The sequence below is a fragment of the Paraburkholderia acidisoli genome, assembly GCF_009789675.1.
In the GTDB taxonomy this organism is placed as follows: domain Bacteria; phylum Pseudomonadota; class Gammaproteobacteria; order Burkholderiales; family Burkholderiaceae; genus Paraburkholderia; species Paraburkholderia acidisoli.
On record NZ_CP046915.1, the window covers coordinates 118,643 to 133,784 of the forward strand.

Sequence of the window (15,142 nt, forward strand, 5' to 3'; positions counted from 1 at the left end):
AGTCGATTCAACAAGCGCTGGCCATCATGCAAAAAAGCCCGGCAACGCGCCGGGCTCTTCCTGCCATCGACCAACACTAAAACAACCCGCGCTTCACACCGAAGGCGCCGCCGAAGCCTCGCGCCCCGAACGCCGCCGATACAACCCGAGCGTAGCCGCCAGCCCGCACAGCGCGGCAAAACTGAGCCAGTAGCCGGGCGCGGCTTTGTCGTGCAGCGTTTCGATCAGGAACGTCGAGACAACCGGCGTGAAGCCGCCAAACAGCGCCGTCGCGAGACTGAACGCCAGCGAAAAGCCCGCCACGCGCACTTCGGCCGGCATGACCTCGGTGAGCGCCGCGACCATCGCGCCGTTGTACATGCCGAAGAAAAACGAGAACCACAGCAGCACGCTCAGCATACGGCCGAAGCTCGGCGCCTGCGCGAGCCACGAAAGCGCCGGATACGCGGTCAAGATCGCCAGCACGGCAATGGTCAGCAGAATCGGCTTGCGGCCGATGCGGTCCGACAACGCGCCGCCAATCGGCAGCCAGATGAAGTTCGAGACGGCCACGAGCAGCGTCACCATCAACGTGTCGGAGGTGGAGAGCTTCAGCACGGCCTTGCCGAACGTGGGCGTGTACACGGTGATGAGATAGAACGTGGTGGTGGTCATGGCCGTGAGCAGCATGCCCGCGATCACGGTGCGCCAGTTCACCAGCAGCATCGCGAAAATTTCGCGCGGCTGCGGATGATGCACGCGCGCCTCGAACACGGCCGTTTCCTGCAACGAGCGGCGCAGCAGGAACAAGAACGGCACGATCGCGCAGCCGATAAAGAACGGAATGCGCCAGCCCCACGCGCCAATCTGCTGCGCCGTGAGCCACTGGTTCAGGCCGTAGCCGAGCGCCGCCGCCATCACGATCGCCACCTGCTGGCTCGCCGACTGCCAGCTCGTGTAGAAGCCCTTGGTGCCGGGCGTGGCCATTTCGGCGAGATACACCGAAACGCCGCCGAGTTCCGCGCCCGCCGAGAACCCTTGCAGCAGGCGCCCGATCAGCACCAGCGCGGGCGCGAGCAAGCCGATGCTGGCATAGCCCGGCACGCAGGCGATCAGGATCGTGCCGCTCGCCATGATCGAGAGCGTGACGATCAGGCCCATGCGCCGCCCCACGCGGTCGATATACGCGCCGAGCAGAATCGCGCCGAGCGGACGCATGAGGAAGCCCGCGCCAAACACGGCGAACGTGAGCATGAGCGAGGCGAACTCGCTCGACGCGGGGAAGAAGATCTTCGAGATCGACGTGGCGTAAAAGCCGAACAGGAAGAAGTCGAATTGTTCGAGGAAGTTGCCGCTCGTCACGCGCAGCACGGCGGCGGCCCGGGAGGCGCGCGGGGCGCCGGCCACACCGGAAATGGTGCCTGGTTGGGTCGGATTCATGGGGTGTCTCGTGTCGTTGTTGGTGTGTTCAAGGGAGCGTGGCGCTCCCCTCCTACTCTAATCCGAGCCGAGACTCAGTGTGCTGCGTTGTCGCTTTTCCAGCGACGATTTCAGCAATGCGGCGCTGCGGAAAATCCCGTGCGCGAACTTGCCGTACGGCAGCGTCGCGAACAGCGCGATGACGATACCCAGATGAATCGCCAGCAACGAAGGCATCGCGGCCGTCGTGCGCCACGCGAGCAGCGCGAGCCCCGAGGCGCTCACCAGCAGCAGCAGCGCGATGAAACCGCGGTCCATCGGGCGCTGGGCGGTGTCGCCCTGTTGCGGATGGCGCTTCACGTTCAGCCACAGCAAACCGGCGGGCCCGATCAGCAGCCCGAGGCCGCCGAACGTGCCCAGCAGCACCGGCACGCTCAGGAACGGATACGGTGCTTCCACGCCGAGCAAGTAGTGATAACCCGTCGCGACCACCGTGGCGGCGAAGCACAGCATGAAGCCGTAAAACGTCAGATGGTGAAAGCGCCGCCGCGCCAGCGTGAAGGCGTCGCTCGACTCGTTGCAGCCTTCGCCGTGACCGCCGTCGAGATATTTGAGCGTGAGCGCGTGCTTCGCGGCTTCGGCCATGGCGGGCGCCTGCGTACCCGCCGCGCTCACGGTGCCCGCCGTCACGTCGCGCCAGAAGCGCGTGACGCCCACGCCCAGCGCCAGCATCGCGAACAGGAACACCGCGCCGAAGATCGCCGCGAGCAGGTTGTGCGGGAAGATCGCGTAGAAGTTGGCGGCAACGGCCTCACCGGCAGCCGCGCCCGACAAACCGCCGCGCAACGCGGTGCCGAGCAGCAGGAACAACGCGAGCCCCGCCGCCAGCGCCACCGAGAGCGTCAAGCCATTGCGCTTGTAGAGCGCGCCGAGCGCGGCCGGAAACGCGTATTCCGTGTAGGTTTCGAGCCGTACCTTCGCCATGGCCTGCGGCACGTTCACCGCGAACTCGTGCGGCGGCGCGTACTGGCACGCGTGATAGCACGCACCGCAGTTGTGGCAGAGGTTCGCGAGGTAATTGACGTCGGCCTTGCCGAATTCGAGGCGGCGCGTCATGGCCGGAAACACCGCGCAAAAGCCTTCGCAATAGCGGCACGCGTTGCAGATCTGCATCTGCCGCGCGACCTCGCTTTCGCTCGCGCTCAGAGGCACGATGGGAATCACGCGCGCGGCGCGGTTTTCGGGGGTGGGAACGTCGAGCGGCGCCGCGCGGTTGCGCCCGGTCGCCAGCGTGTCAGTGTGCGGCATCGAGCGCCTCCGTATTCTGCTGATGATTCGCAAGCGCGGCGCGCGCGGCCTCGGTGCCCGCGATGCGCCCGAACGCCGTGCCGATCGACATGCCCACGCCGGCCGTGTAGCCCTTGCCGAGCACGTTGCCCGCCATCATCTCGCCCGCCACGAACAGGTTGGCGCTGGCCGCGCCGCCGAAATGCACCTGCGCGCGGTCGTTGGTCTTCAGGCCGAGATAGGTGAAGGTGATGCCGGGCCGCAGCGCGTAGCCGTAGTACGGCGGCGTGTCGATGGGACGCGCCCAGTGTGTCTTGGGCGGCGCGACGCCTTCGGTGTGGCAGTCGTCGAGCGCGGTGTGATCGAAGGTGCCCACGCGGCATGCCGCGTTGTAGCGCGTGAGCGTTTCCATGAACGCCGCCTCGGGCAGCTTGAGCTGGCGCGCGAGTTCGGGCAGCGTGGCGGCTTTTTCGCCGGGAAACACGGGCGGCATGAAGCGGCCAATCGCTTTCGCGTCGATGATCGAATAGCCGATCTGGTCCGGCTGCTGCGCGACGAGCCGGCCCCAGATGGCGTAACGCTTGGGCCAGAAGTCCTCGCCTTCGTCGTAGAAGCGTTCGGCGTTGCGGTTCACGACCACGCCGAGCGAGACGCAGTCGATGCGCGTGCAGATGCCGCCGTCGTAGAGCGGCGCGCGCGCGTCGATCGCCACGCAGTGCGACTGCGAAGGGTCGCCGATCATGTCCGCGCCCGCGTCCATCATGTGCCGGATCAGCACGCCCTGGTTGAAGCGCGTGCCGCGAATCAGGAAGTTGTCGGCGGGCCATTCGCCGCGCTCGTTTTGCCCCCACGCCTCGCGCAGCCACTCGCGGTTCGACTCGAAACCGCCCGCCGCCAGCACGCAGGCGCGCGCCTCGAAACGCTGGTGACCGCTTTTCGCGGCGACAAAACGGCCGTTATCGAGTTCGAGCGCGTCCACCGGCGTTTCGTAGCGGATCGCCACGCCGAGCGCTTCGGCGCTGCGGTAATACGCGTTGACGAGCGCCTTGCCGCCGCCCATGAAGAACGCGTTGGTGCGCGCCACGTGCAGCGCGCCCGAGAGCGGCGGCTGGAAGCGCACGCCGTGCTTGCGCATCCACGGCCGGCACGAGGACGACGCGCGAATCGCGAGCCGCGCGAGCGGCTCGTTGGTAATGCCGCCCGTGACCTTCAGCAGGTCTTGCCAGAACTCCTCTTCCGGGTAAGCGTCGACGAGCACGTCCTGCGGCGCGTCGTGCATGCAGCGCAGATTGCGCGTGTGTTGCGAGTTGCCGCCGCGCCATTCGCGCGGCGCCGATTCGAGCAGCAGGACCGAGGCGCCGGCTTCGCGCGCCATCAACGCCGCGCACAACGCGGCATTGCCTCCTCCGATCACGAGTACATCGACCATCGTATTGCCTCCTTTCGGACGCACTCTACGGGCCGCGTGCCACTCCGGCCATCAGCGCGCCGTCAACGGGTCTTCACTTTTTGTGAAGTCCGACGCCGCGCGCAGGCGCGCGCCCGGCCAGCGGCCTTCGCGCACGAGTTGCCGGCCCACGTCCGCGAGCACGACGCGCGCGGCGAGTCCGGCGGGCGACAGTTCGTCGTCGGAGACACTGGCGATCAGGTTGGGACGCGTGGCATAGGTTTCGGCCACGCGCACGCTCGCGAGCGCCGCGTTCTCGGGCCGCGCGAGCGCCGCGCCCGGCTGGATGGTCGCGCCAAGGCCGCTGCGCACGAAGTCCATCAGCAGCGCGAGGCCGTCCACTTCGGCCACCACGTTGGGTTCGTATTTGGCGCGCTTGAACGCCATGGAGAGCAGCGAGCGCAGCCCGTGCGTGCCGCTCGGCAGGATCAGCGGCAGCTTGCCGAGCTGGCTCACGCGCACCGAAGCGCCGCCAGGCATGCCGCTCAATTCGTTCGCGCCGATCACGAACAGCCGCTCTTCCAGCAGCGGCATCACGCTCCAGCGTTGCGCCGGTTCCTCGCGAAATAGCACGGCCAGATCGATCTGGCGCGCGCTCAGCATGGAGGCGAGATGACCGGAGAGACTTTCGACGATGTGAAGACGCACGTCGGGGTAACGCGCGCGCATGGCCTGCATGAAGGCGACGCCGAGCACGCTCGCGGTGCTGGGCGCCATGCCCACGCTCACGTGGCCGGACAGCCGCGCCGCGCGCGCGGCGAGCGCCGCATCGTCGACATGACGCAGCGCGAGTTGCGCCTGACGCCAGAACGCGAGACCGGCGTCGGTGGGCACGACGCCGCTGGAGGTGCGTTGCAGCAAACGCGTGGAGAGTTCGCTTTCGAGGCGGCTGATCTGCTGACTCAGCGCGGAGGTCACCACCCCGAGTTCCAGCGCGGCCTTACCCATGCTGCCGTGTTCGACGACGCTGAGAAAGTAGCGCAGTTGTCTGAGTTCCATGTCGCGAGCGGCAAGAGCGGAGTCGAGCGGCTATTGTCGCAGATGGAACCGGCGGCGGCCTCCGCTTCCGCCGCCGTGGGCTTCGATCGACGTGACGCCGTCGCCCGCTTGCTCAGTCGATCTCGCGGCCGCCCGTTTCCGCGAACTTCGAGACCGCGAACAGCGAAATCAGCACGCACCCGATCATGTACCACGCGGGCGCCATCTTGTTGCCGCTCACGTGGATCAGCCAGCCCGCCACGAACTGCGAGGTGCCGCCGAACAGCGACACGGCGATCGCATAGGCGCTCGACATATAGCCCGCGCGCAGGTGCTTGGGGAAGTTCTCCGGCATCAGCGCATAGGCGGGCGCGGAGCCCATCGTGTAGCAGAGCATCAGCACGACGAGCGTGACGAGCACGACCGGCAGCGTCGGGAAGTGCGTCATGATCCAGAACGCCGGATACAGCAGCACGACCAGCGCGACGCGGCCGATCATCGTGAGCGGCTTGCGGCGCCCCATGCGGTCCGACCACGCGCCGTAGATCGGGCACATGACGAGCGACACGGTGCTCGCCGCCACGCCCGCGAGCATCGAGACGTTTTTCGGCAGACCGAGGTACTGAATACAGTACGTGGGCATGTAATACATCATCACGTAGGTCGCGACCGTCATGCCCATGATCGAGAAGATCGTGAGAAACCAGTTGCGCACGTAGAGGCCGCGCTGCGGGTCGTTGCGCGCGGCCGTGGCTTTGGCCGCGTGCGGCTCCTCGGGAATGTGACGGCGCAGATAGATGCCCACCGGCGCGATCAGCGTGCCGAGCAGGAACGGCACGCGCCAGCCCCAGCTTTGCATCGATTCCGCCGACAACAACAGGCCGAGGCTCGCCGCGAGTCCCGAGCCGAGCAACGCCGCCGCGCCCTGGCTCGCGAGCTGCCAGCTCGCGCGAAACCCGCGATTGGCCGTGCCGCCCATTTCGAGCAGCGTGGCCGTGGCCGCGCCGAACTCGCCGCCCTGCGCGAAGCCTTGCAGCAGACGCGCCGCGACGATCAGCAACGGCGCCGCGAGGCCGATCTGCGCATAGGTGGGCGCGAGACCGATCGCCGCCGAGCCGAGCGCCATCAGCAGGATCGTGAGCGTGAGCGCGGGTTTGCGGCCCGCGCGGTCGGCGTAGCGGCCGAGCACGATGCCGCCCAGCGGACGCATCACGAAGCCCACCGCGAACACGGCGAACGCGAGCAGCGACGAGGTCACCGCATCGCCCGCCGGGAAGAACAGATGGCCGATGGTGAGCGCGAAATAGCTGTAGACGGTGAAGTCGAAGAATTCGAGCAGATTGCCGATCACGGCGGCCAGTACGATGCGCCGCTGCTGCGCGGCGCTCAGCGCGGGCCGCGTGCCCGTAGCGGGCGTGGCGGGCGCTTGCGTGGTGGTGGCGGGCGTCATGCGCTGTCCTTCGGCAAGAAGCGTTCGACGAGGCGCGTCCAGAAGGCGGCGCCGATCGTCAGGTTGTCGTCGTTGAAGTCGTAGCGCGCGTTGTGCAGCATCGGGCGGTTTTCGCCGTTGCCGAGGCGCACGAAGCAGCCCGGAATCTTCTGCAGGTAGTACGCGAAGTCCTCGCTGCCCGCGATGGGCGGGAACGGCGAGATCACGTGTTCGGGACCGACCAGTTCTTCGGCCACCGAGCGCGCGAACTCCGTTTCCGCCGCGCTGTTCACGAGCACCGGATAGCCGCGGATGAACTCGACTTCGGCACTCGCGCCATAGCTTTCCGCCTGCGCGGCCACGAGAGCGCGAATGCGCGCTTCGAGCGTCTCGCGCACCTTCGGCGAGAACGAGCGCACGCTCAGGTCGAGCGTGGCCGACTCCGGAATCACGTTGGCCGCATGACCCGAATGGAACGCGCCCACCGTGACCACGGCGGCTTCGTTCGGGTCCACGTTGCGCGCGACCACGGTTTGCAGCGCCATGACGATACTGCTGCCCACCACCACCGGGTCCACGGCCAGATGCGGGCGCGCCGCGTGGCCGCCGCGGCCGGTGATGCGCACCTTGACCGTGTCGCAGGCGGCCATCAGCGGACCGGCGCGAAAGCCGAAGGTGCCCGTCGCCACGCCCGGATGATTGTGCAGGCCGAAGATCGCCTCGCAGGGAAAGCGCTCGAACAGGCCGTCGGCGATCATGCGCTCTGCGCCGCTGTCCGACCCGGCTTCCTCGGCCGGCTGGAAGATCAGGTGCACGGTGCCGCTGAAATTGCGCGTGCGGGCGATCTGGCGCGCCGCGCCCAGCAGCACGGTCGTGTGGCCGTCGTGGCCGCACGCGTGCATCTTGCCGTCGCGAATGCTCGCGTAGTCGAGACCGGTCTGCTCGTGGATCGGCAGCGCGTCCATGTCGGCGCGAATGCCCACCGTGCGCGTGCCATGGCCCGCCGTGAGCGACGCGACCAGACCGTGGCCGCCGATATGGCGCGTGACCGTATAGCCCCAGCCCTCGAGTTTCGCGGCGACGAAGCTCGACGTGTCCGCTTCCTCGTACGAGAGTTCGGGATGCTGGTGCAGATGGTGGCGGATCTCGTCGAGTTCGGCTTTCGACTCGGCCAGATCGTCGACGGTGCAAAGCGGGCTTGCGCTCATGGTGGGGATCTCCTCGTTGTTCAGTGGTGCAAGCGCCGAGTATTGCACCGACGAAAATCTCGACCCATGACGCAAACTCGTCGAAAATGTTGCCTTCAGGTCAACAGACACGCGGTCGTCACGGGCGTCTGAACCGGCCCGAGCCGCGAAAAATCGGCGATAAATCAACGAAAAAAACGGAGCGCGATCATGAACGCCAGCAGCGAGAGCGAGGCCACCGTGCCGCGCAGCATCGACGACATCAGCGAGCGCTCGTTGCGCTATCTCGCCGAAATCGCCGCCAACGGCGGCGTGCGCATGGCGGCCGAGGCGCTTGGCGTGAACGCCTCGGTCATCAGCCGCCAGGTGGCGGCGCTCGAACGGCGGCTGCGCTTTCCGCTGATCGAGCGGCGCGGGCGGCACGTGGTCGTCACCGAGATCGGCCAGGTGCTGATCGACCATTACCGCGACGGCCAGCGCCGCCAGCGCGATCTGGCCGCGCGGCTGGAGGAATACCGGCATTTGCGGCGCGGGCGCGTCGCGCTCGGCGTGGGCGAAGGGTTCATCGGCAATCTGATCGCGCGCGCGTTGCAGCGCTTTTCGATGACCTACCCCGACATCCTCGTGGAGATACGCTCGGGACCGACGCCCGCCGTGCTCTCGATGGTGCGCGACGACGTGGTCGACATTGGCCTGTGCGCGCGCTCCGCCGACGACCCCGCCATGCGCATCCATCCGTTCCCGCCGCGGCCGCTATGCGCCGTGGTCGCGCCCACGCATCGCTTCGCGCGCATGAGCACGGTGCCGCCCGCCGAACTGGCGCACGAGCGGCTTATCTTCATGACGGAATCGTTCGGCGTGCAGCATTTCGTGCAGGCGCTGCTCGACGACGCGCGCCTGACCGTGCTGCCCGCGTATCGCGTGGATCTGTTCAACACGGCGCAGACGCTCGCGGCCGCGGGGCTAGGCGTGGCGTTCATGTCGTCGATCACGGCACGGCGCGGCATCGAACTGGGCGAACTGGTGGCGGTGCCCATCGATCACGCCATTGCGGCGGGATTCGGCAGCCAGATGATGACGCGCGTGGGCCGCCGCCTCTCGCCCGCCGCCGATCACCTGTGGAAACAGATCGTGCAGAGCTTCATGGAAGCGAAGAAGGCGTGAGGCAGAGGTGAAGCGCGCTTGAACGCGGCGCGCGCGACGCCCGGGAAATCCCGCGCCTTACATGTTGCTGTACGAACTGCACCAGCCCGCCGCCGCCACGCGCTTGCCGCTGAAGATCAGGCAATGGCCGGCCTTGGCGTCCGGGTCGGGCTGAAACAGCGAACAGGTGCCGCACGATTGCCCTTGCGTGTACGCGGAATATTTCGCTTTGTCGACCTTCGCGGCGTCGCTCACGTAGCCGAGGCTGCGCGCCTGCGCGTCGGTTTCGCTGAGCATGGGATCGTCGGCGGCGTGCGCGGGACGCACCAGCATTGTCGAGGCGGCCACGCACAGGCTCGACACCACGAATTGTCGACGTGAGTTATTCATTGCGAACGTATTCCTGAGAGCACTGCGGGGTGAGAGGGCAACGCCTGCGAGGGCGTACCCGTTTATCCGGCTAGTATCTCAGGGCGTTCGACTTCGTGCAGCGCAACGCGGTATGCGCCGGCGAAAACCGCCAACGCCGCGCGGCGCGACCGCCACGCGCACGCCGCTCAGGCGCGTTCCAGCAGCCCTTTGATGAGGAACATTTCGGCTTCGTGCACGGTGCCCATTTGCGTCCATTCGGCGTCGGTTTGCGTGGCGAGGCGCCAGGTGAGCAGGCTCACCACGGACTGCGCCTCGCCGAGCTTCAGCAGCGGCCCCGGAATCACGCGCGACATGTTGCGGAACTGCATGGTCTCGGGCGAGGCACCCACTTCGTAGTCGACCACGAAGCGTTCCTGGTCCACATGCAAACGCACGTAGGTGTCCTTGCCGCTGAATACGGAGGCGCCCACGAACAGACCGGGCGCGGCTTCACGCCGGTCGAAGCTGCCCCACGCCCAGCGCCCCTGGCGGATGCCGTCGGACATGATCGCGAAAGTGACTTCGGCGGGACGCTCGACGAGAATGCTGCTCGAATGGCAGAAAGGATCTTGCATGCGGCCTCCATGGCGTAGTGTGGACGCGCGCGGGCTTTTCGCCTTGCGTGCGGCCGTGTGCCTCGATCCTTTCGAGCTTATTGGCGAGATGAAGCGCGGGTCAAATCTACTTTAAATATCGCCGATATAAATAGCGCGGATGCGCCGCGGAACGCGGTGTACCGCGAAACGCTTTGCTGCGGATTCAAGGCGGCGGATTTACTGCGCCGCGCTCGCGTTCAGCAGAACGGCATCGTGCGCGGCGCGCTGGCTTGTCGAAAACCGCTCGGCCTGTACGCGACGCTCGGCCGCGCGCAGATCGGCCGGGTACGTTTGCGAAGTGGAGGTGAACGGATCGTAGCCGGCCTTCTCCAGCAAAACGATTTGCTGACGCACCTCGGCACGCGTCAACGGGTGATCGGGATAACTTTGGGCAAACGCAGCGCCGGACAACGCAACCAGGGCGACAGCGGCAACAATTTTAGCGAACGTGGTCATAAATAAAACGGCTAGAAAGAGGAAACGAAACAACCCGGATGCGCCCGTGATGCAACGCACAACATGCCTCTAGTCTAGCTCCCACGCGGACTTAGGGTAAACACCGTAAGTCATAAGTTTTTGTACTCACGGCGCTAAAAATGGTGCTTGCGACGCGCTTTCATCTCCGGCCCCGCTTTCCACGAGCTGACCGTAATCGAGCTTGATGCAACGGTCGGCAAGATGGAAATAACGGTCGTCGTGCGTGACCACCACCACCGTCTTGCCCTTCGCTTTCAGCTCGGGCAGCAGCGTGCGATAGAACACGTCCTTGAAGAGCGGGTCCTGGTCGGCGGCCCATTCGTCGAACAGATAGAACGGCCGGTCTTCGAGATACGCGACCAGCAGCGCGAGACGTTTCCTCTGCCCTTGCGAGAGTTCGAGCGTGGAGAACGCGCCGTTCTCGATACGCACCTTGTGGTCGAGCTGCAGTTGCACGAGCAGGTCGTGCGCGCTGCGATCGAGCGTGTCGAAGCGCATGCCGAGCAGGCTGTCGAACAAAAAGAAGTCGCTGAACACCACGGCGAACAACTGCCGGTAATTGTCGCGATCCGCCTCGCTCACGGGCACGCCGTCGAGCAGAATGCGTCCGCCTTCGGGCGCATAGAGGCCCACGATCGTCTTGGCCAGCGTGGTCTTGCCGCTGCCGTTGCCGCCGATCAGATACACCACTTCACCGGGCGTGAACGCGAGATCGATCGGCCCGAGCGTGAACACCTCGTTCTCCTTCTCGCGAAAGTAACGGTGCGTCACGCCTTCCAGCACGATGCGCTCGAACGCGGGTTGCGCGGGCAGGTTCGCCACCGCTTCGGGCGGCAGTTCGGCGTTCACCTGCTCGATGCGTTCCAGCGCCACGCGCGCGGTGCCAATATTGGGAATGGCCGAAAGCAGCGACTCGATCGGCATGATCATGTAGAGAAACACCACGGCATAGCCCGACATCACGTGCGGGCTCACCGGCACGCGCCGCGCGACCACGAACAGCGTGATGCCGATAAACGCGAACAGGATGAAGCTGCCCCAGCTCGCCGCCGCCGCGTAAAGCACGTAGCCGCGCGTACGCTGCACGCGCACGGCTTCCACATGCGTGGCAAGCGTGTCGTCGATAAAGGCGGCGCGACGCCGGCGATGCAGCTTCAGTTCCTTGGCGCCGTCGAACAGCGCGCGAAAGTGGCGCACCAGGTCGTCCTCGCGGCGGCGCGACGCGCGCAGATGAAACAGCGCGCGGCCGTTGGCGAGCTGAAATCCCGCCGCGCCAATGCCAATCGTGAGGATTGCCACCAGCAGGATCTGCCACGAAAGCACGCCCAGATACGCGAGACAGCCGGCGATCACGGCGCTCTGCATCGCGAGCGCGGGCATGCGCACGAACAGCATGACGATGGCGTCCAGATCCTGAGTGAGCACGGCGAGCGAACGCGCCGCGCCCTGCTGTTCGAGCTGACGGAACGAGGCGTCGCCGAGACGGCGGATCGTCTGCATGCGCAGGTTCGCCTTGGCGCGCTGGCCGAGGTCCATGAAGAGCGTCTGCGAGGCCGTGCGCGTGACGAGCACGATCGCGCCGAGCCCGGCGAACTGCCAGCCGAGCCGCCCCAGTTGCGCCGGGGAAGCCGAGAGCGCCTGGTTGATCAGCGCGACGAGACCGGCGTTGCCGAAGCCGCTCACGAGGCTCGTGACGAGCGCGACGAACAAGGTCCAGCGCGCATTGCGCGCGAGTTTCAACAGCAGCGTCATGACACTCCTTGCGGGTGCGTCAGGCTCCGTGCCGGTCTGGCGCCGGTCTGCGGAGCATTGTGAGGATCAGATAGAGTCCGCCGAGCAGCGTGGCCATCACGCCCGCCGGCATTTCCTGCGGGAACAGCACCCAACGGCCGAGCCAGTCGGAGCCGATCATGAGCGTGGCGCCGAACGCGGCGCTCACGTACAGCAAGGGCACGGCGCGGCGAATGCCGAGCCTGCGCGCCATATGCGGCGCCATCAGGCCGATGAACGAGAGCGGCCCGATCACGAGCGTCGCCACGGCGCTCAGCAGCGCGCTCAGCATCAGCAAACCGAAGCGCGCCCCGCCGAGACCGCCGATACGCACGCCCAGCCCCGCCGGCACCGCCTCGCCGAGCGGCAGGATCTCGAGCCAGCGGCGGCACAGCGGCACCAGCGCGAGTGCGAGCAACGCGCAGCCGGCAACGAGCGCGGCCATCGCCGGAGCGACGTTATAGGTCGAGCCCGCGAGCAGGTTATAGAGGACGATCACGCGCGGGTCGCCGCTCGATACCGCGATCACCGAAACCGCCTGGAACGCCGCGCTCAGCGTCATGCCCGCGAGGATCAGCGTGTCGGGGGCGAACGCCGCGGCGCGCGCGATCAGCACGAGCGCGCCTAGCGTGAGCATCGAGCCGGCCGCGCACCAGGCGAGAAAGGTCGGCAAACCGGGCTGCGCGGTGAGAAAGAGCGCGCCCGTCAGACCGAGCGCCCCGCCCGCCGGGATGCCGAGCAGGTCGGGGCTCGCCATCGGGTTGCCGGTCATGCGCTGCACGATGCCGCCCGAGAGCGCGAGCAGCACGCCCACGCCCGCCGCCGCGACCACGTGCGGCAAACGCAGAAACAGCAGCGCGGCGGTTTCGTGGATCGTGCTCGCGTGCCAGCCCGCGAGACCGCGGCCGAGCACGAGCGACACGGCGACCACCGCCGACAAGACCAGCGCGCTCGCGAACGCCACCGTGCGCAGGCCGCGCGGCGAAAGCGGGGCGTCGTGCCGCGCGCTCGCCGTGGCGACCTCGGGTCGGCCGCGCAGGCGGCGCAGCATCGCCAGCAGCAGCGGCGCGCCGATCAGCGTGGTGATCGCGCCCGTGGGTATCGGCATGGCAAGGTGGGCCGCGCACCACTGCGCGAGTTGATCCGCGAAACCCAGCAGCGCCGCGCCGATCAGTGGCGACCAGAACATGCGCTCGCGCAGCGTGCGCGCGCCCGCGAGCCGCGCGACGGCGGGCGCGGCCAGCCCGACGAAACCGATCACGCCCACGGCGCTCGCCACGCACGCGGCGATCAGCAGCGTGACACCCAGCGTGAGCGCGCGCGTGACCCGCAGCGGCACGCCGAGACCCGCCGCCACCGTCTCGCCGAGATCGAAGGCCGCGAGCGGCCGCAGGCTCAAGCGCAGCAACAGCGCGCACGGCGCGAACCGCGCGGCGAGCGCGAGCGCCACGCGCCAGTCGTGCTGCGCGAACGAGCCGCCGCCCCACACCAGCAGGCCGCTCAACAGGTCGTAGTGCGAGATCGCCAGCGCGAGACTGAACGCGCCGCCGCACAGATTGACGATCATGCCCGCGAGGATCAGCGCGAGCGGCGACATGCCGCGCCGGGCCGCCAGCCCGAACACGGCCGCCAGCGCCGCCGCGCCGCCCGCGAACGCGACGGCCTCGCGGCCGTGCGCGAGCAGGAACGGCGCGTAGACCGTGGCGAGCGCCAGCGCGAGCCAGGCGCCCGAGAAGACGCCGAGCGTCATGGGCTCGGCGAGCGGGTTGCGCAACACCTGCTGCGTGGCGACGCCCGCGAGCCCGAGGGCCGCGCCGCACAACAGCGTGACGGCCACGCGCGGCAAGTCGCTGTCGTGCACGAGCAGTTGCGTGACGTCGGCGGACGCTGGCGCGACGAGCGCGTGCCACCAGAGCGCGGGCGCGAGCCGCGCGTCGAGATGCAGCGCGAACAGCAGCGCCGCGAGCGCGAACAGCGTGCAGACCGCCGCGAGCGGCGAGCGGCGAACGGGCGAACGCGGCGCCGTGAGCGTGCGCTTCATGACAGCTTTGCGGCGTTTGAGGACGGCAGCGCGGCCAGCGCCTCCACGAGCGCGGTTGCGAAGTACGCCGCGCTCAGGATGCCGCCTTCGGGCGGTGCTTCGGCCATGCCCGTCATGCGGCCCGCGCGCGCGAACGGCATCGCTTGCCAGACGCGGCTCGTTTGCATCATCGTCGCGCTCAGGGCGGGCAGCGGCTTCAGGTAGACGAGCGTCGCGCGCGAGTCGGCGTCGAGCGCGTCGAACCCAATGATCGCCGACGCGGCGCGCGGCGCGCCGCCCCACGCGTTGCGCAAGCCGAGCCGCGCGAGCAGTTCGCCGAACAGGCTATGCGCGCCGAACACGCGCAGATGCGATTCGTCGATAAAGCGCGCGAGATAGATCGGCACATCACGCGCAACGAACCCCGAGGGCAACGCGGCGAGCCGCGCCCGCGCCGCGTCGATCGCATTACGCGACTGCGCCACCGCGGCCTCGCCTTGCGCCTCGCGGCCGAACAGGCGCGCGAGGCGCATCGTCTCGTCGCACGCCGCCGTGTAGGGCGCGGCACTCGCGCGGAACATGCCGAGCGTGACCGTGGGCGCGAGGCGTTCGAGCGTGCCGCGCATCGACGCATGGGCGGGCGTGATGACGATGAGATCGGGCGCGAGCGCGAGCATCAATTCCATGTTCGGCTGGAACATGAGGCCGAGATCGACCACCGAATCCGGCACCGCGCACGCCGGAAAATTGCGCCGGAAGCCCGCCGTGTTCGCCATGCCCACCGGCACCACGCCGAGCGCGAGCACGAGTTCCGCCAGCCCCCAGTCGAGCACGATCACGCGGCGCGGCACCGCCGTGCGCGCGGCGGCGTGCGGGTTCGCGCCGGCAGCCGCCCACGCGCTGCCGCATGACGCGGCGAACGCCATGGCGAGCGGGCTGCAAAGCGGGGCGAAAAGCGGCGTGGCGGCCAGCGCGCCCACGAGGCTCCGGCGTTTCACG

The 15,142-nt window shown here is 67.9% G+C and carries 13 protein-coding genes; 1 reads left to right on the plus strand and 12 read right to left on the minus strand.

Features of this window, described 5'->3' with window-relative positions; genetic code table 11:
• Positions 1-93: 93 nt before the first annotated feature.
• The 6 genes from tcuC to FAZ98_RS22805 all read right to left on the minus strand — a co-directional run bounded on the left by tcuC (position 94) and on the right by FAZ98_RS22805 (position 7,747).
• Entirely contained in the window at positions 94-1,419 is a 1,326-nt protein-coding gene (tcuC, locus tag FAZ98_RS22780; protein ID WP_158954316.1) for an MFS transporter, read from the minus strand.
• A 57-nt stretch (positions 1,420-1,476) separates the two neighbouring features.
• The gene (gene tcuB / locus FAZ98_RS22785) at positions 1,477-2,706 is read right to left on the minus strand and encodes a tricarballylate utilization 4Fe-4S protein TcuB (protein ID WP_158954318.1); all 1,230 of its coding nucleotides are present in this window, start codon (positions 2,704-2,706) and stop codon (positions 1,477-1,479) included.
• Positions 2,693-4,114: an FAD-dependent tricarballylate dehydrogenase TcuA gene (gene tcuA / locus FAZ98_RS22790; RefSeq protein ID WP_158954320.1), complete on the minus strand. Its 1,422-nt coding sequence runs from the start codon at positions 4,112-4,114 to the stop codon at positions 2,693-2,695. The genes tcuB and tcuA overlap by 14 nt, the downstream gene beginning before the upstream one ends.
• A gap of 51 nt (positions 4,115-4,165) precedes the next feature.
• Positions 4,166-5,131 (minus strand): LysR family transcriptional regulator, encoded by a 966-nt coding sequence (locus FAZ98_RS22795; RefSeq protein ID WP_158954322.1) that lies wholly within the window; start codon positions 5,129-5,131, stop codon positions 4,166-4,168.
• Positions 5,132-5,243: 112 nt separating this feature from the next.
• On the minus strand, positions 5,244-6,560 hold the full coding sequence (locus FAZ98_RS22800) for an MFS transporter (RefSeq protein ID WP_158954324.1): 1,317 nt from the start codon (positions 6,558-6,560) through the stop codon (positions 5,244-5,246).
• Positions 6,557-7,747: a M20 aminoacylase family protein gene (locus FAZ98_RS22805; RefSeq protein ID WP_158954326.1), complete on the minus strand. Its 1,191-nt coding sequence runs from the start codon at positions 7,745-7,747 to the stop codon at positions 6,557-6,559. Before FAZ98_RS22805 ends, FAZ98_RS22800 begins: the two co-directional genes overlap by 4 nt.
• 189 nt (positions 7,748-7,936) lie before the next feature.
• On the opposite strand from FAZ98_RS22805, the gene FAZ98_RS22810 reads away from it, so the two are divergent.
• Positions 7,937-8,890 carry a LysR family transcriptional regulator gene (locus FAZ98_RS22810; protein ID WP_158954328.1) on the plus strand — a complete coding sequence of 318 codons (954 nt, stop codon included), beginning with the start codon at positions 7,937-7,939 and terminating at the stop codon, positions 8,888-8,890.
• A 57-nt stretch (positions 8,891-8,947) separates the two neighbouring features.
• On the opposite strand, the gene FAZ98_RS22815 is transcribed toward FAZ98_RS22810, so the two are convergent.
• The 6 genes from FAZ98_RS22815 to FAZ98_RS22840 form a co-directional block, all read right to left on the minus strand.
• The gene (locus FAZ98_RS22815; RefSeq protein ID WP_158954330.1) at positions 8,948-9,259 is read right to left on the minus strand and encodes a high-potential iron-sulfur protein; all 312 of its coding nucleotides are present in this window, start codon (positions 9,257-9,259) and stop codon (positions 8,948-8,950) included.
• Between the two features lie 167 nt (positions 9,260-9,426).
• Entirely contained in the window at positions 9,427-9,855 is a 429-nt protein-coding gene (locus FAZ98_RS22820) for a hypothetical protein (RefSeq protein ID WP_158954332.1), read from the minus strand.
• A gap of 198 nt (positions 9,856-10,053) precedes the next feature.
• The gene (locus FAZ98_RS22825) at positions 10,054-10,332 is read right to left on the minus strand and encodes a DUF4148 domain-containing protein (RefSeq protein ID WP_158954334.1); all 279 of its coding nucleotides are present in this window, start codon (positions 10,330-10,332) and stop codon (positions 10,054-10,056) included.
• Between the two features lie 126 nt (positions 10,333-10,458).
• Positions 10,459-12,105 carry a cyclic peptide export ABC transporter gene (locus FAZ98_RS22830; protein ID WP_158954336.1) on the minus strand — a complete coding sequence of 549 codons (1,647 nt, stop codon included), beginning with the start codon at positions 12,103-12,105 and terminating at the stop codon, positions 10,459-10,461.
• A 19-nt stretch (positions 12,106-12,124) separates the two neighbouring features.
• Positions 12,125-14,164, minus strand: coding sequence for a Fe(3+)-hydroxamate ABC transporter permease FhuB (fhuB, locus tag FAZ98_RS22835; RefSeq protein ID WP_158954338.1), 2,040 nt, complete (start codon positions 14,162-14,164; stop codon positions 12,125-12,127).
• Complete coding sequence (locus FAZ98_RS22840) at positions 14,161-15,141, minus strand: iron-siderophore ABC transporter substrate-binding protein (protein WP_158954340.1); 981 nt, start codon at positions 15,139-15,141, stop codon at positions 14,161-14,163. Before FAZ98_RS22840 ends, fhuB begins: the two co-directional genes overlap by 4 nt.
• Position 15,142: the final 1 nt, after the last annotated feature.

Excerpts from the sequence above, each read along its gene's own strand:
- tcuC (WP_158954316.1), bottom strand. The coding sequence starts at position 1,419 with ATGAATCCGACCCAACCAGGCACCATTTCCGGTGTGGCCGGCGCCCCG.
- tcuB (WP_158954318.1), bottom strand. The coding sequence starts at position 2,706 with ATGCCGCACACTGACACGCTGGCGACCGGGCGCAACCGCGCGGCGCCG.
- tcuA (WP_158954320.1), bottom strand. The coding sequence starts at position 4,114 with ATGGTCGATGTACTCGTGATCGGAGGAGGCAATGCCGCGTTGTGCGCG.
- FAZ98_RS22795 (WP_158954322.1), bottom strand. The coding sequence starts at position 5,131 with ATGGAACTCAGACAACTGCGCTACTTTCTCAGCGTCGTCGAACACGGC.
- FAZ98_RS22800 (WP_158954324.1), bottom strand. The coding sequence starts at position 6,560 with ATGACGCCCGCCACCACCACGCAAGCGCCCGCCACGCCCGCTACGGGC.
- FAZ98_RS22805 (WP_158954326.1), bottom strand. The coding sequence starts at position 7,747 with ATGAGCGCAAGCCCGCTTTGCACCGTCGACGATCTGGCCGAGTCGAAA.
- FAZ98_RS22810 (WP_158954328.1), top strand. The coding sequence starts at position 7,937 with ATGAACGCCAGCAGCGAGAGCGAGGCCACCGTGCCGCGCAGCATCGAC.
- FAZ98_RS22815 (WP_158954330.1), bottom strand. The coding sequence starts at position 9,259 with ATGAATAACTCACGTCGACAATTCGTGGTGTCGAGCCTGTGCGTGGCC.
- FAZ98_RS22820 (WP_158954332.1), bottom strand. The coding sequence starts at position 9,855 with ATGCAAGATCCTTTCTGCCATTCGAGCAGCATTCTCGTCGAGCGTCCC.
- FAZ98_RS22825 (WP_158954334.1), bottom strand. The coding sequence starts at position 10,332 with ATGACCACGTTCGCTAAAATTGTTGCCGCTGTCGCCCTGGTTGCGTTG.
- FAZ98_RS22830 (WP_158954336.1), bottom strand. The coding sequence starts at position 12,105 with ATGACGCTGCTGTTGAAACTCGCGCGCAATGCGCGCTGGACCTTGTTC.
- fhuB (WP_158954338.1), bottom strand. The coding sequence starts at position 14,164 with ATGAAGCGCACGCTCACGGCGCCGCGTTCGCCCGTTCGCCGCTCGCCG.